We start from the raw sequence: 24,410 nt of genomic DNA, 5'->3' as shown, positions 1-24,410 counted from the left end.
ACCGAATAGAAACCGTTAGTCACATCCTTCCCTAATCAGTTCCTCTTGATAAGATTACCAAGCAATCTTTCGATAGCAGCATTAACTCGCATTGAAGGCTTGATCGAGCCTACCACCAATCTAGCAACCACTTCCTAAGCTATCACCCAGTTGGTTATCTGGCCGATATCGTTTCATCAATACGGTATGAAGTGAATCCTCCTGATATCAGGGCTTTGACAGGCGTATATCAATAATCGCAGCCATTCGATTCGTGAGGCAGATGATGCTGGCGTTATTTTCATAAGTTGATTTTTATCTGATTTATAGTACACTTGTATTAATCAAGGCTGGCAACTTTCTGAGCCCATTAGCGTATAGAGACATGAGAAACTACGACATGGAACTTCAAGCAATTCGTGAAAAGCTGCATTCTCTACGAGCTGAATCAGCAAGTGATATCGGAATGTCACCTTGGGCGGGGTCTAAGTTGGACCAGATATCCACAAAAAAGTCTAGGAGTCAACGACCACTTTCTATTAGCCAATCAGATGAGGCAAAGACTAGATCCTCAGCGACTGCAATTAAGACGCTAAAGCACCGTTTAGAGCATCAAACATACGAGAGTTTGCACGGCAGCTTTGATGGAAGCAGAATGTGTACTAGCTCTTCTAGTTCCAACTCTCGTTTAGACTCCTTAGATAGTTCTTCTCGAAATAGTTCATCACGAAATAGAGCTTACGATGTCATTGATAGAGAGCTACCTCAACTAGCAGAGCTAATCAGCAGCATTAATGAGCGTTCGCAGCAGCAAGCGAGCGAACTATTGAGCCTAAAACGCTCCGCTCAACAAATAGCTTTCTCTCATCGCCGCAGGGGTACGCGAGTGCATCCGCAGCTCGATATTATTGGTCAATTCATAGAACACTCTTCTACTGCTTCTATTCCCCAGCTCGAGGTTGATAGGAATGGAAAGCTTCATCTTAGCTACTCAACTGTCAATCTCAATCAGGCAGAAACAGACGCTATAGACAACGCAGCGATCGCGCGACAACAGCTTTCATCAACAGTTCCTTTCTCAGAGCCAACAGCCTCTAATCATACGTTGCGTGACTGTCTTGAACCTAGTCAATCAGCAGGCTCTGCCATACATTCAAACAGAAGTAAACGAATATACGCAAACGACAGCAGCCCTAAATGCGAACAAAAAAAAGCCCCTAATCTAGCCCTCAACCAAACAAAACGAACCATAAAACCTTATAAGCGCCTGCTTGTTAATCTAGGACAGGCTATAAGAAAACAAAGTAAAAAGAAGGAAGCTTCTCCTATCACCAAAACTCAACCTGTAGTGGAGAGAAGTTCTGCTGATGTTGATCTTCGCAGCAGCTTTTCTTGGCTAGATGCAACGATTTGGAGTGCTAGCGCTGCGATCCTACGAGTTTTCCTCAACGCGCTTATTCTTAACTATCCGAGTTTCCAGGTGCCGCTGTTGCTGGTGATCGTTTGCACTATCGCTTATTTAATCTACCGTGCTGTTCTTTCACAGTCCAAAACTATGCATGCAACCTTTCGCGCTGGTGCAGTGCTTCTAGGTTTGTTCCTAGGCAGCGTCCTATAAACTCGCTTCTTTTCAAGAGAAATCTTTCGCTCTTTAGGAATCACAGCAGGAGTCACAACCGTGGTACAGTCCCCGCCAACCAAAAAAACATCCGCAGCTGGCTTCAAACCGATTATCGCTGGTGGATTAATCATTTCCTTATTTAGTTTGCTCACAGATTTCAACGATATTAAGACTCTTATCCGTAGTCCAATGGACTTCATTCCAACAATAGGTTCAAAATCAGCTACTGAGAAACTTTCGACCGTTTGTACAGGGGAAGTTATAGACTCTGCGCAGCTCTCTAGGCAGCAACTTGCCGAGCTTCTAACTATTCCAGAACGAGAAAGTATGCAACGTATCCATGAGGTAGTTGAGCAGCCATACTGTCAGCTAACTCCCATAAATGTTCGTGCTGGTGTTGAGGCAAAAAGAGAAGCTTACCCACTTGCATTTGCACCAGATAAAGCGCTTATCATCTTGTACGAAGATGGTGAATATGCAGGTTATGATTTCAAGCTTTGAGTAATTTTCTTGTTCTTTTATCTCTTGCTTACTGACTAACCATGAAAGTTATTTGGCTTTTTTATGTTCTGTTCTTTAGTAGCCTCATAGCATTAGGCTGCGATGCCTCCACTACTCCAGAATCTCGTAGTATCACTTTACAGCAACAGTGGACCTTGAATCCAGGCGACGAAATTGCTGGAAATCTAGTCACCGGTAGTCTAGGTGACATATCCCTGTACTTGGAAGGTCGAAAGGTTAAAGCACCTTTTGACGGTGACTTAGAACTCAGCGAATCAGACGATTGTACGCTGTATTCAACGCCAGAAATCCCAGCGTACCTATTTCGGTTCTGTGGATTAAGTGATGTGAGCTATGGTTCAGTGAAAGCTGGAAAGGTAATTGGAAAAGGCCAGTACCTTAGCTTCGCTACTCTTCGACGACAGCCCGATGGCACATGGATCATTGTTGAGCCAGCTAGAACTGTTCTAGAACAAGCTTTCGAACCATAGAACATAGCCTGACATCCTCAAAAGAACAGAGCTAGCACTCGTTGTCTATTGTTCACTGTTTGTTGTAAATGTTTTTTCTTTTCACAACTGTGTGGATTCAAAGATGCTGAAATTTCCCAATCTATTCGTTCTTACCCTATTGCCCTCCCTATTGGGCTGGACTAGCCTATATAGATCTGCTCAAGCTGCACAGACTAAGCTAGGTATGGCTTTCGAACTATCACAACTCGATTCTCACGCTATCAACTCTCAAGCTATTAAAGCCCTCCCAAACAAAGTAAGACCAGCCGCAAAAAATCCTCACCACCGGGTCAACACTACCAGCGCTTCGATAGAAAGCTACGAACCTGTCCCTGTTCCAAACGTACCCATTCCGATTGAATCTGACACACTAGGGTACGCTCAAGAACTCCTTCCACCTTTTCCTCCCAAACTGACTAATGATAATACTGACCGTTTAAAGCCTGAACACATCGAAACCAAGCCTATTAAGCCCGAACCAGAGCAGCTACCTCATGCCAAAGCAAACGACATCGGACTTCGTTTTTCCAATAGCAGGATTGCGATCAAAGAAAACAATAAATCTGGGACTAACTCTTCAACTTCAGCACTTTCTCCACTAGAAAACGCTGACACAGCCACTATAGCTTCCCGGACTGTTACGTCAGACTCTGTTAATTCTAGGAGCTTCAGTTCAAATCCAGTTTCTTTAAAAGAGGTAAAACTCTCATTTGAACCAACCAATTTAGATAGTGTATCAAGGACATCAGCCATAAAGACAGCACTCACTAAGTCCTCAGCCTCTGGGAGTATACCTTTCGATCCGCCACCTGATATCAAGGCGACTTCCTTAGACGGGACTACTCTCGACGACTGGATATTTCTCGACGGCAGTAACTCCCTCGTAGCTCGCACCGTCGGTAGCGCGGAAGGAACCCGACATTGGAGTGGCGATCGCACTAACGCTTACTACGGTCATATTGACCCTGGCAATGGTGTGTGGAACCTAGGTACGTTCTCATATCAACATGGTGCCAACAGCCCAGAAGAGGCTGATAGAAAACAGCTTCAGCGCCTCAAACGACAGAGCTATCAGATAGAGGAACAGGCAACACGATTGGGCATACAACTATCTCTAGAAGAAAAGCTAAATGCCTTGGATTTGGCAAATCAAGCGCCCTTAGCTGCCTTAGATAAAGGCGGCTATATAGAGCGGCTTGCCCAAGCTCGTCGACTCAAAATGAAAGGAGAAGAGGCCATCCTTTGGGCGCGAACCTATGCCTATCACGACCCTCATACTCGCAATTGGAACGCGCCTGGATTAGGGAATAATGTCCGTAGCATCAGCCGAGACCAAGAGAGGCGTATCTCCGCTGTCTCCAAGGCTCTGAAGGCTTTCTCTCCAAACGAGAAAGCACATAAGTTGGTAGTACCACTCCCCAAAGAACCTGCTTCGAAAGGACAGTCTGCTAGGAATAATGTTCCATCCGTCGTATTTAGCCCTACCCCAGAACTTATGCCTATCACACAGGGAAAGAGAGCTGCAGTCAGTAACGTTAACTCTTCAAACACTAAAGTAGCGACGAGTCTAAAACTACCGGATATTTCACTGGCTAACTCATCGACTGACGAATCAGAGCTCTTTAGCTTAGATGCGAACCAGAAAGACGTGGCTCCTGAGGATTTAGACATTATCGAACCCCAATCAGTCGCATCAACTAGTAACCTAGATGACCTAAAGACACTAGCGAGCAGCAAGACTGCTCAACATCGCCTTGAAAAACTGCAAAGAGGTACGCTCCCACGCGAAGGAGCAGACGAACAAAACAAAGCCACCAAAGGACTTCCAATATACAGAATAGAGAATAGGATTTTGCCCTAGTAGAAGATACTTAGTGCAGTGCAAACATCTACTCTGTCATTTTTAGCCAATCTTTAGTCAGTGTGGTTAAGTACAGTCATACTGAGCAAATCCAGCTCTAGTCTATAAGTCTGTCAATTCTTGAAGGTATTATTCCTCCCTCGCCACAGCTTTGGTTTAGGTTTGCTCTAACACTGATCACAGCTCGATAGACAGTTGTTGGTTCTTCAGGCTAAAGTGGAAGTGACTACGTTTTAGTGGGGAGACACCTAAACACTACCATGCACACTTTTAGTGATCTTCCAGCATCCATAGAATCCTTAGACGAAGCGATTAAAAGATGTCAGGAGTTAGGCATGCGACTGAGTCGACAAAGACGTTACATCCTGGAGTTGCTGTGGGAGGATAAGAACCACCTTTCTGCCAGAGAGATCTATGACCGCCTTAACCAACAGGGTAGAGAAATTGGTCATACATCAGTGTATCAAAATCTAGAGGCCCTATCAGAGAAGGGGATCATTGAGTGCGTAGAACGCTCTGAGGGCAGATTATACGGTCACAGCAACTCATCTCATAGCCATGTAAACTGCATCGATACGCAAAGGATCATTGATATCAATGTTGAGTTACCTGAAGAAATACTAGCGTACGTAGAAGCTGAGACCGGCGTAAAAGTATCAGACTACAGAATAGAGTTTTTTGGTACTAACGCTTGAATGAAGGTCTTTGCCAAGAGGTCTTCGTTAGTAGAATCAATCCGTCTCAACGACCTATCTCAACTACGGATCTGCACAGGCATAACTAGGTAGGTGATTTTCGTTCCTCCTAACGGTTTTAAAACGGACGGACTAGTTGCTGTATTGCACTGAACCTGAATCTCAGAGGTAGGCAAAGCCTTTAATCCTTCTAGTAGGTAGCGAACGTTGAAGGCGATGTCTAGGTCGTCACCCGTCACTTGAGCCGGGAGGTTCTCTAACCCACTACCTACTTCCTGAGCCTCGACAGAAAGAGCTAGCGACTGCTGCGTATTGCTAATCGTTAGCTTGACAATATTATTCCGTTGATCGGCTATCACCCCAATTCGCTCTAGAGATGAGACAAACTGCTTTCTATCTAGCGTTAGCTGTCGCTCGAACTGCTTTGGAATAAGCTGATTGTAGTTAGGATACTGACCGTCTAGCAGACGTGTCGTAATTCGCTGACGACCTAAGTCAAACACAACTTGAGTCTCATCTAGCTTGAGAGCAACGGGTTCACTACTAGGATAGGCTTGAAGGATACGCTCTAGCTCTCTGAGCGCTTTCCCAGGAATGGTCACATTCATTTCTAGATCAGGCGTAGACGTGCCCGTTTCATCAATCGTGTTGACCACAGCTAAACGATGACCATCCGTCGCAGCAAACTCTAGACTTTCGTCCATGGCGGTTAGATGGACACCAGTTAGGACTTGCTTAGTCTCATCGCTGCTGGTAGCAAAAAGGGCACCGCGCAGACCTTCAACTAAGGCATCGGCCGATATTTTGACAGTGTCTGTCGACTCGATCTCAGGAAGATTAGGATAGTCCTCTGCACTAAGGCCACGAACCTGATATCGACCGGCTGAACACGATAGTGTAACCACAGGTTCATCGTTGTCTTCACTAATGTCAATATCTTCGTTGGGTAGACGAGAAACAATGTCACCTAGAAGCTTAGCTGGAAGTGTTGTCGTCCCACTTTCATCAACCTGAGCAGCGAAGGTAGTCTGTATCCCTAAGGTTTCATCAAATCCCACTAGGGTGACTGTTTGAGCGGCTGCATCGGCAGTCACCAAGACATTACCGAGGACAGGTTTACTAGGGCGAGTGGGGACCGCTCGGCTAACCAGAGAAAATTGGGAATTGAATTCGGTTTGCGCGCAGCTGAACTTCATCGCTTGGTGTTTATGGAAAGAAAGGGCAATTACTAATAGGGGAATCAGGGTTTGAAGATGACCAATACTATCACCCTATTTGCCCAGTGTAATAGTTCAGGGCACTAGAGAGGCAAGCGGTTGTTTTGAGCATTACAGTTGCTCTTTTCCTTCTTAGATCTCTTTAGATCATAATTTTAAATAGTCGTAGTAGAGGCTGTGGAAAGCTGGAATAACTTCGACACTACCAAGCTATGCAAACGTTTGACACTAATATCCCTTGTGGAAAACCTGTGGAAAACAGAAGATGTTTTCCACAGGCCTTGCAGTGAATGGACTCTTTTCCACAGACGCGCTAAAGTTCTATACATTCTTTCCACAGGTTTTCCACAGGAATATAAGAGTTTTCCACAGGCACGTCCTGAGTACAAGTAATCTTTCTTAACACTTGCACTTCAAGGCAACCTGCCTAATTTTTAAGTTTCTAGCATCGGAAAAAGCGTTCAGATCACCTAAGCAGAGACTCTGAACGCTTTAAGACTTAGATAGTTGCGCTGTACTTTATCAGGCGGTGTCTAGTCAGCTAGGTGGTTAGCTATTGGAAGCCAAAGTGATGCGATCGCTGACTTCTCGAACAGTTTGGGCCAGATTCAAATCCTGTTTGATTAACTGTGCGATCTTGTCACAGCTATACATCACCGTCGTATGGTCCTTTCCGCCAAACTGATCGCCAATCTTTGGCAAGCTCAGGTCAGTATGCTTACGCATTAGATACATACCCACTTGTCTGGCTTGACTGATCTCACGCTTACGAGAGTTACTTTTAAGATCGTCTAATGAAATTTTGAAAGCGTCTGAAACGGCCTTTATTACTGATTTAGGCGAGGAGTCTACACGCTCAACTGGCGGATTGAGTACCGGCACCAAGTTTTCTACCGTCATCGGCAGACCAGAGATTGAGGTATAGGCGATCGCCCTAGTCAGTGCGCCCTCTAGCTCTCTAATATTTGTTACGTACGACGAAGCAATATATTCAGTGACGTCGCGAGCAATCGATACCTGCTCATACTCAGCCTTCTTTTGCAGAATTGCCATGCGCGTCTCAAAGTCGGGAGATTGAATATCTGCTATCAACCCCATAGAGAATCTAGAGCATAGTCGGTCTTGTAACCTTGGAATCTGATTGGGGGGACGATCAGAAGCTAATACAATCTGCTTACCTGCTTCATGCAGCGTATTAAAGGTATGGAAAAATTCCTCCTGAGTGTACTCTTTACCTTCAATAAACTGAATGTCATCAACTAAAATGACATCAACCTCTCGATACTGTTCACGAAAGCGCTGCATCGTATCGCGGCGGATAGACGCAATGAGATCATTGGTAAAAGTTTCTGTAGAGACATAGGCAACCTTTGCTTGCTGATTGCTCTCTATGCGGTAGTGCCCAATCGCCTGCATCAAATGGGTCTTGCCTAGACCAACCCCCCCGCACAAAAATAAAGGATTAAACTCTCGACCAGGTGATTCGGCTACAGCTAGAGCCGCCGCATGAGCCATGCGGTTATTAGCACCCACTACAAAACGTGAGAAAATAGCTTTTGGGTTGAGAGCAGAAGAACTCTGATTAGTCTTTGACGAAGCCTTTCCTCTCGTATCAGCACTAGCTGCAGGTAAAGAATCGTTTGCTGCCTCCGAGGGGCTTAACGGCTTTTCTGTGTCATCTCTATCTTTGACAGTGACAGTAACATTGATCGTATGGCCCAGCACTTCTGCTGCCGCAGTAGAAATTTGGGTTAGGTAGTGCTTTTGCAGCCAGTTGCGAGCAAATGGATTGTCCGTCAGAAGTACCAGCTGATCATTCGAAAGAGTTTGAACTTTGGTCGGCTTTATCCAGGTCTCGAAGGTCGGTGGGCTAAGCTGCAAAGCTAGCTTCTCTAGAACTTGATTCCAAATGTCTTCTTTGATGACGGCCACAGGTCCACCTCTAGCATTTTGGGATGGGAGTCGGGTAAGTCTGCTGTGAATAATGGTGTACCGACACAAACTGCGTCAGTCCCTGATCAAAGATTAGGTGAGCTTACCTTAGTTTGAATAAAGCTGTTTTATGGGATAGGTTGATCGAGCTGATGCCTCAGCTACGTCTTTGCACAAGCAGTAGACTAGAGATGCCTTACGCTTCTTGCGCTTAGAGTGTTCATATCTACAGACGCTTGAGGGTGACGTTTTTGAGGAGCTTATAGCGTACTAGATATAGCATCCTAAAGTAGTCCAATATCCATAGATAGTATGGGAATCAACTTATTATCAGATACGAGAATGCCTGATTGGCTAAAGGTTCTAAGGACTTTTTAAACTTTTGAGAAAGCGTCTGAATATTTATAAAAATCATAGGAAAGCTTTTACTAGGACAAGTGCGATCGCGCTATTTCTACCTTCCGTTCGTTTGTATTCAAACTGGTGATGGTTAAACTGGCACTGTATAAGACTACAGATACTAAGCAATTCTGTTAGAACGAAAACTGGGTAGTCATAATTATTTAGAACTGGATCTAAACTGGACATGAAGCAGCCTGAAAGAGAACAAAGTGAAAGCGTAATCGCATCAACCGATTCTGGTGATATTCAAGCTAGTCGAGCTATTTCGGCTAGTCGGGCTCACTTGCGTTTTTGGTTCAAAAAGGCGCTGGCATATGGCCTTGTTACTGCTGCTAGTGCCGGTACTGTGCTGCTGCTCAATCGAGAGATAACGCCTACTGCTGCTACCACTCAACTGGCTCGCTATGAAGAGGCACAGTTTTCTGACTCTGCTAACCCGAGCGCAACCTTGGCCCAGTCCGAGACATTGGCCCAGTCCGAGACATTGATCGGACAAAGTGGAACAGGTACGCAGAGGCTGATTGGTAGTGCCAACTTCATTGCTGATGCGGTAGATCGAACAGGTCCTGCAGTTGTACGGATCAACTCAGCTCGAACGGTTACGAATCGCCTACCTGCTGGTTTTGATGACCCCTTTTTTCGTGAGTTCTTTGGTGATGTCGGTCCACGCTCACGGGTAGAAAGAGGGACGGGATCAGGCTTTATCTTAGATGGGAACGGTACGATTGTGACCAACGCTCACGTTGTCGAAGGCGCCGACGAAGTGATGGTAGCCTTGAAGGATGGTCGGGAGCTACGCGGTGAAGTGATCGGCGAAGATTCGCTGACGGATCTAGCCGTTATCAAAGTCGATGCTAGAGACTTACCCACTGTGACGCTAGGCGATTCAGACGCCCTTCGTCCAGGTGAGTGGGCGATCGCCATCGGCAATCCTCTTGGTCTAGACAACACAGTTACAGCCGGAATCATCAGTGCGACCGGGCGGACCAGTGCTCAAATTCGCGTACCCGATAAGCGGGTGCAGTTCATTCAAACCGATGCGGCTATTAATCCAGGTAACTCGGGTGGCCCGTTGCTAAACGAGCGCGGCGAAGTCATTGGCGTTAACACCGCTATCATTGGCAATGCACAAGGTTTAGGCTTTGCTATTCCAATCAACCAAGCCAGACAAATTGCGACCCAGCTTGTGACCGACGGCCGCGTAGATCATCCTTACCTAGGCATTCAGATGCTCACATTAACGCCAGAGCTTAAAGCAGAGCTTGATACTAACCAGGAGTTCAATGCGCCGCTGCAGACTGATTCTGGCGTTGTGATTGCGGCTACTGTACAAGGATCTCCGGCTGCTCGGTCGGGCTTGCGTAAGGGAGATGTGATTCAGAAAATGAATGGCCAAACCATTACTGAAGCGAATGAGGTGCAGCAGATTGTATCAGAAACGGCTCTAGGAGAAGCGATCAAACTCACGCTTAATCGCAATGGCCAAACCCTTACCTTAGATGTACGACCCGGTCCTTATCCGGTTCAAACGGGTCGCTCGTAGGATTTCTACCAGGTCGATTAAGTACTCAAATCAATGGTAGCGTCTACTTTGGCTATAGCTAAGTTCTTCTATGCATGAGGCTTTTTGATGACTAAGATCTTGAAGATTGCAGAGCTAGGAGATCCAGTATTGCGATCGCCTGCTGACAAAGTCTGCGACGTCCATACGCCCGCTGTTCAAACGCTGATCGATCAGTTGATATCGCTCACCCTTGAAAGAAATGGTGTCGGTATTGCCGCGCCTCAAGTTTCACATAGCTTGCAGCTATTCATCGTCGCTTCACGCCCAAACCTCCGATATCTTCATGCTCCGAAGATGGATCCTACTGCGATGATCAACCCTCAGATTCTTCACTACTCTGATGCAGTCACCGCAGGGTGGGAAGGCTGTCTGAGCGTTCCAGGTATGCGAGGACTAGTGAAGCGCTCGAAAGAAATCGAGGTGTCGTACACCGATCGCTACGGTCAGCAGCAACAGCAAATTTTCACCGATTTTGTTGCTCGTATCATCCAGCATGAGTACGATCACATCAATGGGAAGGTCTTTTTAGACAGAATTGACAGCGTGCTGGACGTAATGAGCGAGGCCGAATATCACGCTCGTATTGTCTGTGGCTAATAGACGCAAACGATATGAATGTGAGTAGTTTGAGTCGTTATTGTTCTACAGCAGCGAGCGCCCAACTATAGACTTCTGCGAGGTCGTCCACCTGATAGTGAGCGTTGAGCCCACTCGGATTAGGCAACGCCCAGATCTGTGTATCTTTCCAATCAGGCTGTGGTCCAACCTTGGCTTTAGGCATGCTAAAGGCAAGGCGATAGGCTGTAATACCTAAGAATGCAATACACTTTGGCCGGTAGGTTTGAATCTTATCTGCCAGTAGCTGACGACCTGCTCTGATTTCAGCCTTGCTAAGTTCGTCAGCGCGAGCTGTGGCACGAGGGGCCATGTTGGTAATACCGTAGCCCAGCTCTAATAGTGAAGCATCTTCGCTGGGGTCATAAAGCCTATCGGTAAATCCAGCTTTGTGAAGGGCCTTCCAAAAGCGGTTGCCGGGTCTGCCGAAATGATGGCCGATGGCGACTGAGTAGAGGCTGGGATTGATGCCGCAGAAGAGCACATCGAGATTGGGCGCGATGATGTCTGGCATGGTTTGGCCATGGCAGGCGGCGACTTCGGCTTTTGTCGGGCGGGGCATGGGAGAGCGGTAATGAACGGGGTGAAAAGGTGTTTGAAGGCTGAATGCGCGATAATAGGGGTTTACATGGCGACTGTGATCTGTAGGGTAAGACGCGATGGCTACGTTACAACTGCGACAAATCAGGGTACCTGAGGGGCAGACAGTTGAAATTCAGGATGTCAGTTGGTCTGAATTTAAGACGATTTTGCAGGAACTCGGTGAGAATCGGAATACTCGTATTGCCTACAGCGAGGGGACGTTAACTATTGTGGCACCAATGCCTGCGCATGAGTTTGCCAAAGTTTGCATTGGTGATTTCGTCAAAGTCGTACTAGAAGAGCTGGACAGAGACTATGTTTCTCTGGGATCTACCACGTTCAAAAATGACCGTATGAGTAAGGCCGTTGAGCCTGATGACTGCTTTTATATTCGGAACTACGGAAGGGTGTTGGGCAAGGCAAGACTAGATCTAGGTGTCGACCCACCTCCAGAGCTAGCAATTGAAATTGACGTAACTTCTAAAACGCAGTTGCAGGCTTATGCGGGACTAGGCGTAGAAGAGCTGTGGCGGTATGACGATAAGCAACTAAGAATAGATGTTTTGGTCGATGGAAAGTATGTAGAGGTGGAACAAAGTCCTTCTTTTCCAGCTTGGCTTACTAGGGAAGTGATTGAGCAATTTGTACGGCGTGCTCAGGTTGTGAGTCAAGGAAAAGCAAAGAAGGAGTTTCGGCAGTGGGTGATGGATAGGATCAATGAATAATCGCTTTGTTGATAATGCTGTTGGGACTTAGAATTCGTTCGAGACTAAACTACCGGATCGTTCATCTATGATTAATAGGTCCAATTGTGATTAGTTTAGGGACCACTGGCAGCGCGAGCTTCCGACAATAGAGCTATGAAATCAACGCTGAATGAACTGAAAGATCGTGTGCAGGCTGCACTGGTGGCTGCGTTTGGCGACGAATATCAAGAAACGGACCCGATTCTAGTGGGGACCAACAATCCGAAGTTTGGTGATTATCAGGCGAACGTGGCGATGTCTTTGGCCAAGCCACTGAGGATGAATCCAAGAGCGATCGCCACCAAGATCACAGCAAATCTAGACGTCACCAACATCTGCGAACCGCCTTCCATCGCCGGTCCAGGTTTCATCAACTTCAAGCTCAAAACAGAGTATCTAGAGCAGCAGCTAAAGGAAATGCATAGCAGCGATCGCCTTGGCGTCCCCAAAGCCAACCCGCCGCAAAAAGTAATCGTAGACTACCCAAGTCCAAACATTGCCAAGGAAATGCACGTAGGGCACCTGCGTCCAGCGGTGATCGGTGAGTGTTTCGCAAGGGTCTTAGAATTTCTCGGGCATGACGTGCTCAAAGTCAGCCATGTCGGTGACTGGGGAACGCCGTTTGGCATGCTGATCGCCTATTTGCAAGAAGCGTACCCCGACCCTCAAGCTGCAGCAGCAGCTTCTACAACTGGAGAACTCGCTACGTTTTATCGTCAGGCGAAGAAGCGCTTTGATACAGACGAGGCATTTAAGGAGAATGCTCGGCAGGCGGTGGTGAAGTTGCAAGCAGGCGATCAAGCGGTGCTAGAGGCCTGGCAGCGGGTTTGTCAGCTATCGAAGCGGTCGTATCGCAAGATCTACGATCTGTTGAATATCTCAGAGGACATCATTGATCGCGGTGAGTCTTTCTATAACCCTTATCTTGCAGATGTTGTGACCGATTTAGACAAGGCAGGGTTGCTGGTTGAAGATGATGGGGCAAAGTGTGTCTTTTTAGAGGGGTTTACAAACAAGGACGGCGAGCCGCTGCCGCTGATTGTGCAGAAGTCGAACGGGGGCTACAACTATGCAACCACAGATTTGGCGGCGCTGCGCTATCGAATTACTGAAGACAAGGTAGATCGAATTGTTTATTCAACCGATGCGGGACAGGCAAATCACTTTTCTCAGTTCTTTCAGGTAGCGCGGCGGGCGGGCTGGGTGCCAGAGTCGGTAGAGCTAAGCTATGCGCCTTTTGGACTGGTGCAAGGAGAAGATGGCAAGCGGCTAAAATCTAGATCTGGAGAGGTGGTACCTTTACAGGAGCTGCTAGATGAGGCGATCGCCCGTACCCGCACTGATGTAGAAGGCAGGTTACAACAAGAAGAAAGAACAGAATCAGACGACTTCATTCAAAACGTTGCCGAGAAAGTGGGCATCGGCGCGGTGAAATATGCTGATCTAAGTCAAAACAGAATTAGCAACTACACCTTTAGCTATGACCGGATGCTAGCTTTGCAAGGCAATACAGCGCCCTACATGATGTATGCGTACGTGCGGGTGCAGGGAATTAGCCGGAAAGGAGAAATCGATCTTTCAACCCTAGATGCGCAGGTGAAGCTGACCGAAGAGAGTGAGCTAACCCTAGCAAAGCATCTGTTGCAGCTTGATGAGGTGTTAGCAGAAGTTGAAAAAGAGCTATTGCCAAACCGCCTGTGTCAGTATCTGTTTGAACTGAGCCAGAAGTTCAATCAGTTTTATGATCAGTGCTCGGTATTGCAAGCAGAAGAACCGCAGCGGACCTCCCGATTAGTGCTGTGCGACTTGACCGCCCGGACTCTAAAGCTAGGACTATCGCTGCTTGGTATTGACGTATTAGAGCGGATGTAGAGGTAGCGAGTATGCCCCAAAAGGTTGAAACTAAACTGATATGAACACTGTATCTCTCGAACTACCATTTCTCGAACTACCCCCGTGGAAGTGGAAAGTAGGTTTGAGGTCTGACCAGTGTCGCCTCAAACGATATGTCCGAGGATATACAGCTTAATAAAAATAAATACTGCTATAATGCTCTACATGTCTGGAAGGTTTCAGGCTTCTACTATTTAACTATCTAGCGCAGCGCGTCGGCGCAGCCTCTTTCACAGAGAATTGCCCTCTCATCTATAGGCCTTTTATCTATGGTCTTTGAGAGGGTTTGCTTATGTCTAGTTGATCTTCGATCCAAAAGGACGTGTCAATATGTTGGCTGTTGTAAGCAAGCGGTTGGTTGGTTGGGGTCATCAGAAGCTGTCGGTACTAAAGGACCGTCATAGCGGTAATTGGCACTGGATGGAGTCTAAACCAGTACCAATTGCGAGTTTGAATCGCAGCCTTTGGCGTAGCGCGGAGTCTTCTTCTAATTACTATCTGTTGTTGTTTTTATCGGGGGCGATCGCAACTTTTGGTTTGCTTTCTGGCAGTAGCGCTACTGTCATCGGCGCAATGATTGTTGCACCCCTGATGGGACCGATTGAGGGAATAGCCTTTGCGTTGATTATGGCTAACCGTAGACTGCTAAGGCGAGCGAGTTTGGCGCTAGCTTTGGGTGCGTTGCTAACGGTGGCAACCGCTATGCTAATCGCAAAGATGACGGGGATTGAGACGTTAACAAGTGAAATCTTGGCCAGGACGCAGCCGACATTGTTGGATCTAGGAGTAGCGCTAGCAGCAGGCGCAGCAGGGGCGTTAGCAAAGTCTCGTCGAGGGATTGCAGATGCTTTACCTGGAGTGGCGATCGCAGTCGCTCTAGTTCCACCGCTCAGTGTAGTGGGTATCGGCATTGCCTTTGGCTCAGGTGCTGTGTTTACTGGCGCGCTGCTATTATTTTTGACCAACTTAGTCGGTATTATCTTTAGCGGCGGGCTGGTATTTCTCGGCCTACGCTACGGCTCAGTGCAGCGAGCAAAAAGAGGAATGACCGTTGCGGTCACAGCGCTACTATGTTTAGGCATCCCATTAAGTCTCTCGTTTCGAGACTTAGCAGTCAAGAAGCAAGCGCGTATCAGCGTGAACAGCTTCATCCGTGAGAGTAGTACTTTCTCTGATATGGACATCCAGTCTTTGAACATCCAGAAGCAGGGCGATGAGCTAGCTGTCTATCTCGATGTGGCAACACTACCGGGCTCTATATCTTCTAGGCAGGTAGATTTGGTTCGCGACGCCCTTGCTAGAGAAATAAAGCGCCCTGTTACGTTGAACGTAAGCGTGATTCCGATTGAACAGTTTGTTAGCGATGCCCCCTCATCGGAATCGCGGTCTTCCTTGAGATATAAGATAGCTAAAAAACCAAGATAGTAGGTGAGTCCAAATCCATTTGGGATAGAAATGGATCTTCAGCGATTCCCATCCTGATTCACCTTTATTCTGTCTATGCAGTCGCTATGCCTTGCCGCTTCATAGAACAAATTCGAAAAGCACAAATACTAGGCTAAAGCCAGACAGATATATGAGCCCGACGGTCGCTAGACGCGATAGCCAGGGTTTGGGCTGGGCTTCTATAGGCAGCGTGTCAATACTGCGGATATTGAGCCAGGCGTAGAAAGGAGCAAATACAAAGGCAATGATGGTGATGGTATTAATTAATGGCTCAAACCCGGCGGTAAATAAACCAAGGAGAAGGGCAGCTAGGACGATAATGGTAAAGCCGATTACCCCTCGAATTGGCAAAGTACTTGCTTGAGTGCTAGGCCATAGCTCGTGGATGCTAGCTTCTAGCGTACGGGGAAAAGCATCGACGACGGTAAAGGTCGTAGAGAAGATAGCGGCGATCGCACACATCCCGATCACTGGCTCCGCCCAAGCCCCAATATAGCTGGTATACATCCCCACTAGCTGACCTGCAAACGCTGCTGGCTCCTCCGCCATTCCCTGCTGCGGTAGAGTCAGCGTTCCTAGTATCAAAAACAAGCAGGCCAGCGCTACCGTCAGCACATAGCCAAAATTGAAATCAAAGCTTGCTTCTGGCATCGATGTCGCTTCACCGCTATCTTCGCCGTCTGCTTGCACCCACAGCGACTGCCAAACCGAAAGCTCTAATCCGCCAGGCATCCAGCCCATAAACGCGATCACAAACGGCAACGCCTCAATCGAGAAGATAGAACCTCTTCTAGAGACAGTTGTATTAGCAACTTCCAGCGCTATGGAACTGAAGCTATCAGTAATTGGCTCCGACCATGGCCCTATCACCACTATCCGAACTGCCATCACCACCGCTGCCACCGTCGCAACAGATAGCAGAATCACGCACCATTTCGTCACCTGCTCAAAGAGCCGATAGCGTCCAACTCCAATCAGCCCCCAGCAAAAAAACAGTACTCCAATAGCTAAGACCGTAGCCGGGACCTGTGGCAACCACAGATACTGCAACAGCATAGCCGCCACAAACGCATCTACCGCGAAGCTCCCAACTGCGCTAACAGCGCTAATCAGCACAAACGGTACGAAAAAGCGCTTTCCCTGCTGACGATACGCCTGAATCAAGTTTTGGCCAGATGCGGCTGCGTACCGATGGCCATACTCATAGAACGGATACTTCATCAGATTGGCTAGCAGCACGAAGATCAGCGCTCCCCAACCATACATTGCGCCGGCTCTCGTACTCTGCACCAAATGCGAAACCCCGATCGCCGCACCTGCCATCAGCAGCCCCGGTCCCAGTTTCGAGAAGGAAAACTTCGACCGGGTTTTTTCAGTAGCCGACGTCATATAAGTGCAAAAGAAGCGAGCTTCTATAGCCTACAGGGTCTCTTCTCTCGAAAGGTTTAGATCAGGCAAAAATAGTACTATGAAGAGATGTAACACGCTTCTAGTTTTCCCTGCTCTTATGAACCTATTTCTTTTGCTGCTGATAGCACTGCCTATCGTCGGTCTAGCTGCCTACCTGCTAACGGCTAGGCGCTATGATTCGTCCGATACCGTAGCCGCTTCTTATGACGAATGGACGCAGGATGGCATTTTGGAATTTTATTGGGGTGAGCATATTCATCTAGGGCACTACGGTTCGCCGCCAAGACAAAAAGATTTTCGACAGGCGAAATATGATTTTGTGCATGAAATGGTGAAGTGGGGCGGTCTAGATAAGTGTGCGCCCGGTTCTACTCTGCTAGATGTGGGTTGTGGAATTGGTGGTAGCAGCCGAGTACTGGCAAAGGACTACGGGTTCGATGTGACAGCGGTAACGATTAGTCCCGGTCAGGTAAAGCGGGCAACGGAGCTGACGCCAGCAGGACTAAGCGCAAAATTCATGGTAGATGACGCCATGGCGCTATCTTTTCCCGATGAAAGTTTTGACGTGGTGTGGTCGCTAGAAGCAGGGCCACATATGCCAGACAAGGCAGTTTTCGCAAAAGAACTACTGCGGGTGCTAAAGCCAGGTGGATTGCTGGTAGTTGGCGATTGGAATCAGCGAGACGATCGCCGCCGTCCGCTGAACTTTTGGGAGAAGGTGGTGATGAGGCAACTGTTAGACCAATGGTCACATCCTGAGTTTTCCAGCATAGAAGGATTCTCTGAGCTGCTGGAAGCCACGGGTATGGTAGCAGGCTCGGTAAAGACAGCAGACTGGGCTGAGGAAACGCTGCCGTCTTGGATTGACTCGATCTGGCAAGGAATTATCCGACCACGGGGATTAGTAGAGTTTGGGGTTTCTGGCTTTATTAAGTCTGTGCGCGAGGTGCCGACATTGCTACTGATGCGTTTAGCGTTCGGCAGCGGACTCTGTCGGTTTGGCATGTTCAGGGCGACTAGAGCAAATGTCTTGGCAGCGTCTTCTCGGACTAGTGAAGTGAATACAGTAACAACTTAGTATCAGAATCTGAAGGGCTTTTGCCGACGTCATCCTTCATGCAATCCCTACCAGAGGATATCAAGATAAGATTCTTTGCTGTGTTCAATCGGCTCACCTGATACCAATCGAGGATTCCTATACGGGCTGTATAGTCGAGTACAGCGTCCGATTCGACAGCTAAGCTATGTGAGCAGGGCATGATAGCTCAGAGCTAATGAGTCTGTTGCGAAGCATACATAGACCGCATCTATACTTCTCCCCAGCCAGGATTAAGTCTTTTCATGATGGGATTGTATAGTTTGAAATAGACGATAGATCCAACTTGACGTAAAAGCGATTTTTGCCGAGTGTCTGCACCCAAGCAGCGTTGACACACCGGGTTAATGACCTGGAACTTATCGAAGCCTTCTCGTAAGCCACAGGCAGGTCTTTGTTGATAGAGGATTTGCCTGAGCGTATAGTCGTTCAGGTTGCCAAGAGGAATTTTGCCGTCATAGTCTTTGCAGCAAGGGACGACGGTGCCGTCGTAGAGAATACCTGCCTGGTCGGTGGTGCTATTACAATAGCCAAAGCTAGCTGGGATGACGGTGGTGCTTTCGACGTTGCCCCAGCTATCAAGGGGAAAGGTTTCAAGGGCGAGCTTGGGCGTGAGTTCGATGACTTGCCAGCGTCCAGGCTTGTGGGCGGCGAGGCGACGAGCGAGCTCGGTTTGGCTAGGGCGGTTTGGGTCGTCAGCAGGTAGGTCAAAGAGAAGGCGATCGCACCACTCACGCAATTGTTTTTGCATTTGCTCTTTGCCTTCTACGACATGCATTGCCTTATGAGGCACTAAAAAAGGATGCGGCGTTGTATCTAAAAATTTGAGATGTATCCGTGTGTTTGAACGCTCGCTTGCTAGGTTCGCTCGTACGTATCGCGTGATGCCTTCGAAATATTGTTCTGGTTTGAGATTGGGCGGTGCGCCTCGAATAATAAAGGTGTCTGGATCGGGCGTTTGGAGAGAGATTGTAACTTTGGGAATTCCGGAGGCCACTAGCTTTTCGATGTGCTCTGGGCGAATGTGAAAGGTACTGCCGTTGGTCGTCAGATGTAGATTTAGTTGGCGGGCGATCGCCATTTCAATCGCTTCGAAAATGTGCGGATAAATGAGCGGTTCACCCATCAGATGGAACGCGACAATCTTAGCCAAATCGTATTGCGCAATTTCGTCTAGCGCCTTTTCGAGTAAGTCAATGTCCATATGGCCCCGCTTGCGTTCCATAATGGCATCAGGACAAAACTCACACTTGAAGTTGCAAACGTTAGTCACTTCTAAATGGATACGTTCTAGCGGGTGGTTAGTTTCTACGGGAATGTCATTGGCGGATACTTTACTATGGGCCTGAGCGTGAGATGGAGCGATACTTGCTGGCATAAGACTTTCCTCGTAGTCCGTAGATTGAAACCGATCTAACTGTAACAAGCTAATAGACAAGCGCATGAGAAAGCGCTGAAAATAAAAAGACGCATCATGACTCATTCAACTGCTAGCTCAATCCATAGTTCGATTACAGAGGCTGTTCTCTATGTTGAAGGCGAAGGGAGCGCACCCGATGCTGGTAAAGTGATTGATGCTTTGTTGCAGGCAGAGAAAGAGAGAAAACGAACCAAACGACATTACGACTATGCACAACTGATTGGCCGGTGGCGCTTAGGCTTTGTCTCAGGAACTCGCAAAGTGCCGCCCCGTCCTGGATCAAGCGCTATTACTACCTTGGGAAAGGGGCGGTTTGTTCCTCGGCTCATTCGAATTGCGATCGCGTACGAACCACTTTCTAAAGGTGATCATGCTAACGAAGGCAAGGTGACTAATTCAGTCACCTGTGGGCCTATCCAACTTCGGCTGAAAGGCCCCACTCGGTTTTGGCAAAAGACAAGCAGTCTGGGTTTTGACTTTACAGCAATACAGGTAAAACTAGGCGCGTGGTCTATTTATGAAGGGGAGCTACGCGGCGGATCAAAACGTAATGCTGCTTTCAAGGAACAATCCCTAGGAGACCAAGCTTTTTTCACGTTCTTCTTAGTCACGCAGGATTATATTGCCGCGAGAGGTCGCGGCGGAGGGTTAGCTCTATGGGTAAGAGAAGATTCTGAAGCGACATACAATCGCCGCGTTGATTAGCTATTTTTGATAAGTCTATTTACAGTTGGGATCTAGAGTTAGGGAAAAACCACAGAGTAAGCGAAACGCGATCGCTTGTGCTTGCTACCTGTAGTCGATTCTGTCGTCACTATATCGCTTGCCACTCGACTGGTGCACAGTTTTTTGACTGAAAGCCTCAAGACAATAGGCTAAGTGATTAGCGTAGCCTTCTCTATAAGTAGGCATCCTGGAAGAGTAGGCATTCGAGAAACGCTATAATTCGCAGGCTAGCTGGCCGTCACAGCCTGCTTATAAAGACAAAACTGATCATTCTCTAGAGCGTAGACCAACCGTGAGCCTCGCTGACCATCGCTTACTGTAGGGTGGTTCGTTTCTAGCGGATCAAAATTATGCACCTGCACTCTATTTCTGCCCTTGTTTTTCGCTTCATAGCAAGCACCGTCGGCCAATCGGAGTACTTCTTCTGCGCCCCTAGTATCACGGGTAATTGGCGCTACACCAATACTGACCCCGACGTTAAAGACCTTGTGTTCATAGACAAATCGAAAGCTTCGAAGACTCTCGCAAAGTGCGTTAGTAATCTTCAGTGCGCTAGCTAGATTGCAGTCATACAAAATGAGACCAAACTCATCTCCTCCGAGTCTTGCCAGCAGGTCAGATGACCGAATTTTACTACGCCACAGATGGGCAATTTGTTGGAGAAACAGATCGCCTGCCGCGTGTCCACAGGTATCATTCACACTTTTGAAATTGTCTAAGTCCATACAGCAAAGGACATGCTGCGACTTGTGTGTATGAGCATCTTCAATGATCTCATTCAGAGATTGTTGAAATTTGGATCTGTTGTATAGATGAGTTAGAGGATCGTGGGAAACCTGCCATGCGAGCCGCTTAGCTTTCATACGTTCTTCGGTGACGTCATGGAATATCACTACTGTGCCTACAGTCTCTCCGCTAGCGGATCGGATCGGGGCTGTTGATTCTCTAATCGCAAACTTCCGGCCATGTTTAGAAATTAGGATGGGGCAGTGGTTAATCACACCGGTAGCCGTGCCTTCTGCAATAGTCTGTACAGCTGGATCTTTGAGGCGCTGAGTACTGTTATCAACCAAGTTATAAACCTCAGCAATGGACTTTTGCTGAGCTTCGTGTCTTTTCCACCCAGTTAACCTTTCCGCAATAGGATTTAGATCTTGTATATAGCCTTTACTATCTGTGGTAATTACAGCATCTCCAATTGAGTGCAGCGTAATCTGGGCTAGCTCTTTCTCTTGATATAATGAATTTTCTAGAGACTTTCGCGAAGTGATGTCAGTTTGGGATCCAGCTATTCGATAAGCTCTACCCTGATCACTCCATAACGCAACCCCTCGGCTTAGCATCCACCGATAAGTTCCATCGCTATGTAGCATACGATGCTCGCACTCAAAGTGCTGAAGCTCTTTGTCTAGATAGCCGGTGAGCTGCTGCTGAAACCGCGAACGGTCGTTAGGGTGAATCCGAGAAAACCAGAAATGGGGACTATCATTCATGTCCGATTCTGATAGGCCGAGCAAGGACTGCCATCGCTCTGAGTAGTAGATCCGCTGGTTCTGTAAGTCCCAGTCCCAGATCCCGTCGTTAGTGCCTTTCACGGCTAGCTCGTAGCGCTGCTGACTGATTTCTAGCTGCTGACTGAGTTCGGCTCGCTTGATCGCACATCGCAGCGTCGCAATCAAGCGATTTCCTACTTCCTTGTATGACTTATCGGAGCATGAGCCTTCTAGGTGGGCTGGTGCTAGTATACTTTTCTTAACTAAGTAGTCCTGCGCGCCTTCTTGAATAGCTGCGATCGCAGTTTGCAGATCGTCTACGTCATCGACAGCGACAATCGGTGTCTGTGGTGCTTCACTTTTGAGTCGCTTGATTAGCCCAACCCCTTTGACATCTGGTAGACAAAGATTAAGCAGAATAACTTCAAAGCAAGATTGATGCAGAGCTTTGATTGCTTCATGAAATCCACCAGCGTGAAAAAGTGTCAGCTTTGCGAAATCTGACGCGTCAATAAGCTGCTCAAAGCGCTGAACATCCGAGACATCCTTCTCTATTAAAAGCACATTGATATCAGCTGACATATGCTAGCGAACCTTAAGTGGAAAAGTAAGAAATCAGCAAAAGTAAGAGAAAACTCGCGAAAAGTTGTTCCTGGTCGCAAGCTTTATGCTTGCAAAGGGGTTTGGCATGGAAGGTGAATCTCTCGACTGCTTTATCGGGGGGACCATCCTTTCATTCTTCGCTGCGTATCTACACATAGAGCAAACTACCTCCAAGGGCGGGGAGTGTGGGGAAGTGTCAAACACAAGCCACGGCGTTCTAGGCATCAAATACATCGCTTCAAAACTTCTTGATTAAAAGCTTAAGTCGCAGTGAAATTTCTAGACACAGGAAAAATACTTAAGAATTACTTAAACGTTCTGTATTTGGAACACTTCGGTACATTCAGTGTTCACCGAGCTGCTTCATTTGAGACAGGTAACTCTCTAGAATAGAGAACTGATTTAGGTTGAGACTGTAGTAAATATATCGGCCCTGGCGCCTTGTTATCACTAGGCCAGATTGATTGAGTATCTTCAGGTGAAAGGAGAGCTTAGACTGATTGATTCCTAAACGTTGTGCTATGTCGCTAACACAAAGTTCTCCTACGTCATTTAAAAGCTCGATGATCTGTATACGAATTGGCTCAGACAGTGCATGAAAACCTGGAAATACTGCTGACTTGCTCATAGTGGATGCTAACGGGTGCATAAATGCGGTTTGTCTTAATAGACTCTATGATTCCCATAGCTAAGCAGCTCGATATCAATCCAGTCTGATACCGACTCTCTATTCATTAAAGGGAGTAAATGTATTCTCTATCTGGAAAGTTGAGCTATCCGTCTAGAACAAAGAACTCCCTATCAAGGTATGCTTACAAAGCCTGACAGCTCATACTTAAGTATGGGCTGTTATAACTATGAACTTTAATTCTTTGACTCCTCTCTAAGTGATTTTAGTGTCCGATTCAGCCGACAGATCATCGAGACTCTAGCCATAATTCGTTGGGTATGGGGATGCTTTGAACCTAGAACTTTTTGAAAGATGGTCAAAGACTCTTTAAACAGATCCTCAGCTTCCTGAAATCGAAATTGGTTATCGTAGAGCGAAGCAAGATTATAAAGACTAGCTGCAACGTCTAAGTGCTCGTCGCCAAGAAGCGCTCTTCTCATCTCTAGGGTTCCTTGCAAGAGAGATTCAGCTTCATCGTAGCGATCTTCGTAAACCAAGAGCATTGCCTGCATCGATAACAACCCAGCTCCAACCGCATACAGTGTTACTGACGCTAGCTCTTCGCTTGAGTAGATAGCTGTTTCTTCATCTCTAGGGGTGCTGATATCAGATTGGGACCCTACTATTCGATAGGCTTTACCAAATTGGTCCCAAAGGGCCTCGCCTTTAGTCAGTATCCATATATAGTGTCCCTCTACATGCTGAATACGGTATTCACAATAAATCTGTTGCTCTCGGTGCTCTAGATGGTCCTGCAAGGTTTGCTCAAAGCGATCGCGATCTTCCAAATGAATACGAGCGATCCATTCCTCTGCAGGAATGCTTAATGGAGCCCCATAGAGACCCAGTAAAGATTGCCATCTTGGAGATAAATAGATGCGATTGTTCTTTAGGTCCCAGTCCCAGATGTCTCCATCGTCTTCTGCACTTGCTAACGCATGTTGAGCTTGCTTAATCTCTAGACTTTTCGTCAGCCTAGCGCTTTTAATCGCATGTTCAATTCGATGGGCCAACAGATTTCCAGAATTGTGAGCACCTAGCCTCGGCTGTCGAGACGGTGAGAGAGCGTCCGACTTTGTGAGGCAATCTTGAGCACCTTCTAGAATCGCGGCGACAGCTACAGTTTCATCCTCAATTCCAGTTAGGACAACGACTGGAGTTTCAGGAACCTGCTGCTTCAACTGTCTGATTAAATCTAGCCCTTCACCATCAGGCAGATGTAGATCAAGCAGAATCAGATCATAACTTTCCTGGGCCAGCATTCTTAAAGCCTCTTCGAAGAGACTGGCATACGATAGATTTGGCTTACCTAAGTCAGATGAGCTGATAATTGCTTCGACCATCTGAGCATCCAAAAAACTATCTTCGATCAGCAACACTTTAATGTCTGTATCCACTTTGTTTTTGTCATTCATCAGCTAACTGT

Annotated in this window: 20 protein-coding genes; 12 read left to right on the top strand and 8 right to left on the bottom strand. The window is 47.2% G+C overall.

The window, feature by feature from the left end; translation table 11 throughout:
- Positions 1 to 364: 364 nt before the first annotated feature.
- From S7335_RS05055 to S7335_RS05035, 5 genes are all read left to right on the top strand, one after another.
- Positions 365 to 1,597, top strand: a complete 1,233-nt coding sequence (locus S7335_RS05055; protein ID WP_227499950.1) for a hypothetical protein — start codon at positions 365 to 367, stop codon at positions 1,595 to 1,597.
- A 60-nt stretch (positions 1,598 to 1,657) separates the two neighbouring features.
- Positions 1,658 to 2,101 (top strand): hypothetical protein, encoded by a 444-nt coding sequence (locus S7335_RS05050; protein WP_006457180.1) that lies wholly within the window; start codon positions 1,658 to 1,660, stop codon positions 2,099 to 2,101.
- A 41-nt stretch (positions 2,102 to 2,142) separates the two neighbouring features.
- The gene (locus S7335_RS05045) at positions 2,143 to 2,592 is read left to right on the top strand and encodes a hypothetical protein (protein ID WP_006455299.1); all 450 of its coding nucleotides are present in this window, start codon (positions 2,143 to 2,145) and stop codon (positions 2,590 to 2,592) included.
- Between the two features lie 103 nt (positions 2,593 to 2,695).
- The gene (locus tag S7335_RS05040) at positions 2,696 to 4,474 is read left to right on the top strand and encodes a hypothetical protein (RefSeq protein WP_006457708.1); all 1,779 of its coding nucleotides are present in this window, start codon (positions 2,696 to 2,698) and stop codon (positions 4,472 to 4,474) included.
- A 335-nt stretch (positions 4,475 to 4,809) separates the two neighbouring features.
- Positions 4,810 to 5,169: a Fur family transcriptional regulator gene (locus tag S7335_RS05035; protein ID WP_006453599.1), complete on the top strand. Its 360-nt coding sequence runs from the start codon at positions 4,810 to 4,812 to the stop codon at positions 5,167 to 5,169.
- Positions 5,170 to 5,228: 59 nt separating this feature from the next.
- Here the strand turns inward: S7335_RS05035 and dnaN are convergent, their stop codons facing one another.
- Both dnaN and dnaA read right to left on the bottom strand, forming a co-directional pair.
- A complete protein-coding gene (gene dnaN / locus S7335_RS05030) occupies positions 5,229 to 6,365 on the bottom strand; it encodes a DNA polymerase III subunit beta (protein WP_038015664.1) in 1,137 nt (378 codons plus the stop codon).
- A 570-nt stretch (positions 6,366 to 6,935) separates the two neighbouring features.
- Positions 6,936 to 8,318 (bottom strand): chromosomal replication initiator protein DnaA, encoded by a 1,383-nt coding sequence (dnaA, locus tag S7335_RS05025; RefSeq protein WP_006456575.1) that lies wholly within the window; start codon positions 8,316 to 8,318, stop codon positions 6,936 to 6,938.
- A 586-nt stretch (positions 8,319 to 8,904) separates the two neighbouring features.
- Between dnaA and S7335_RS05020 the strand changes: the two genes are divergently transcribed.
- The gene (locus tag S7335_RS05020; protein ID WP_006457408.1) at positions 8,905 to 10,263 is read left to right on the top strand and encodes an HhoA/HhoB/HtrA family serine endopeptidase; all 1,359 of its coding nucleotides are present in this window, start codon (positions 8,905 to 8,907) and stop codon (positions 10,261 to 10,263) included.
- 87 nt (positions 10,264 to 10,350) lie between these two features.
- Positions 10,351 to 10,881, top strand: a complete 531-nt coding sequence (def, locus tag S7335_RS05015) for a peptide deformylase (protein ID WP_006454411.1) — start codon at positions 10,351 to 10,353, stop codon at positions 10,879 to 10,881.
- Positions 10,882 to 10,918: 37 nt separating this feature from the next.
- Here the strand turns inward: def and mug are convergent, their stop codons facing one another.
- Entirely contained in the window at positions 10,919 to 11,461 is a 543-nt protein-coding gene (mug, locus tag S7335_RS05010; RefSeq protein WP_006457567.1) for a G/U mismatch-specific DNA glycosylase, read from the bottom strand.
- 97 nt (positions 11,462 to 11,558) lie between these two features.
- Between mug and S7335_RS05005 the strand changes: the two genes are divergently transcribed.
- From S7335_RS05005 to S7335_RS04995, 3 genes are all read left to right on the top strand, one after another.
- On the top strand, positions 11,559 to 12,206 hold the full coding sequence (locus S7335_RS05005) for a Uma2 family endonuclease (RefSeq protein ID WP_006456927.1): 648 nt from the start codon (positions 11,559 to 11,561) through the stop codon (positions 12,204 to 12,206).
- Between the two features lie 135 nt (positions 12,207 to 12,341).
- Entirely contained in the window at positions 12,342 to 14,099 is a 1,758-nt protein-coding gene (argS, locus tag S7335_RS05000; RefSeq protein WP_006454784.1) for an arginine--tRNA ligase, read from the top strand.
- A 351-nt stretch (positions 14,100 to 14,450) separates the two neighbouring features.
- Complete coding sequence (locus S7335_RS04995; RefSeq protein ID WP_006456381.1) at positions 14,451 to 15,545, top strand: TIGR00341 family protein; 1,095 nt, start codon at positions 14,451 to 14,453, stop codon at positions 15,543 to 15,545.
- A 99-nt stretch (positions 15,546 to 15,644) separates the two neighbouring features.
- Here S7335_RS04995 and S7335_RS04990 read toward each other — a convergent pair whose 3' ends face one another.
- A complete protein-coding gene (locus tag S7335_RS04990) occupies positions 15,645 to 16,955 on the bottom strand; it encodes an NRAMP family divalent metal transporter (RefSeq protein WP_038015658.1) in 1,311 nt (436 codons plus the stop codon).
- Positions 16,956 to 17,073: 118 nt separating this feature from the next.
- Between S7335_RS04990 and S7335_RS04985 the strand changes: the two genes are divergently transcribed.
- Entirely contained in the window at positions 17,074 to 18,054 is a 981-nt protein-coding gene (locus S7335_RS04985) for a methyltransferase domain-containing protein (protein ID WP_006456583.1), read from the top strand.
- 229 nt (positions 18,055 to 18,283) lie between these two features.
- Here S7335_RS04985 and S7335_RS04980 read toward each other — a convergent pair whose 3' ends face one another.
- Positions 18,284 to 19,450, bottom strand: coding sequence for a radical SAM/SPASM domain-containing protein (locus S7335_RS04980; RefSeq protein ID WP_157620095.1), 1,167 nt, complete (start codon positions 19,448 to 19,450; stop codon positions 18,284 to 18,286).
- Positions 19,451 to 19,546: 96 nt separating this feature from the next.
- Here S7335_RS04980 and S7335_RS04975 point away from each other — a divergent pair, with 96 nt between their 5' ends.
- Complete coding sequence (locus S7335_RS04975) at positions 19,547 to 20,197, top strand: hypothetical protein (RefSeq protein WP_038015656.1); 651 nt, start codon at positions 19,547 to 19,549, stop codon at positions 20,195 to 20,197.
- 248 nt (positions 20,198 to 20,445) lie between these two features.
- On the opposite strand, the gene S7335_RS04970 is transcribed toward S7335_RS04975, so the two are convergent.
- The 3 genes from S7335_RS04970 to S7335_RS04955 form a co-directional block, all read right to left on the bottom strand.
- Positions 20,446 to 22,293 (bottom strand): diguanylate cyclase, encoded by a 1,848-nt coding sequence (locus S7335_RS04970; RefSeq protein ID WP_006454049.1) that lies wholly within the window; start codon positions 22,291 to 22,293, stop codon positions 20,446 to 20,448.
- 364 nt (positions 22,294 to 22,657) lie between these two features.
- Entirely contained in the window at positions 22,658 to 22,942 is a 285-nt protein-coding gene (locus S7335_RS04960) for a metalloregulator ArsR/SmtB family transcription factor (RefSeq protein ID WP_038015650.1), read from the bottom strand.
- Between the two features lie 236 nt (positions 22,943 to 23,178).
- Complete coding sequence (locus S7335_RS04955) at positions 23,179 to 24,399, bottom strand: tetratricopeptide repeat protein (protein WP_006453569.1); 1,221 nt, start codon at positions 24,397 to 24,399, stop codon at positions 23,179 to 23,181.
- Positions 24,400 to 24,410 lie beyond the last annotated feature (11 nt).

It is taken from the genome of Synechococcus sp. PCC 7335 (assembly GCF_000155595.1).
In the GTDB taxonomy this organism is placed as follows: domain Bacteria; phylum Cyanobacteriota; class Cyanobacteriia; order Phormidesmidales; family Phormidesmidaceae; genus Phormidesmis.
The sequence above is the reverse complement of the archived record's forward strand: the minus strand, read 5'-3'. Positions and strand labels throughout refer to the sequence as shown.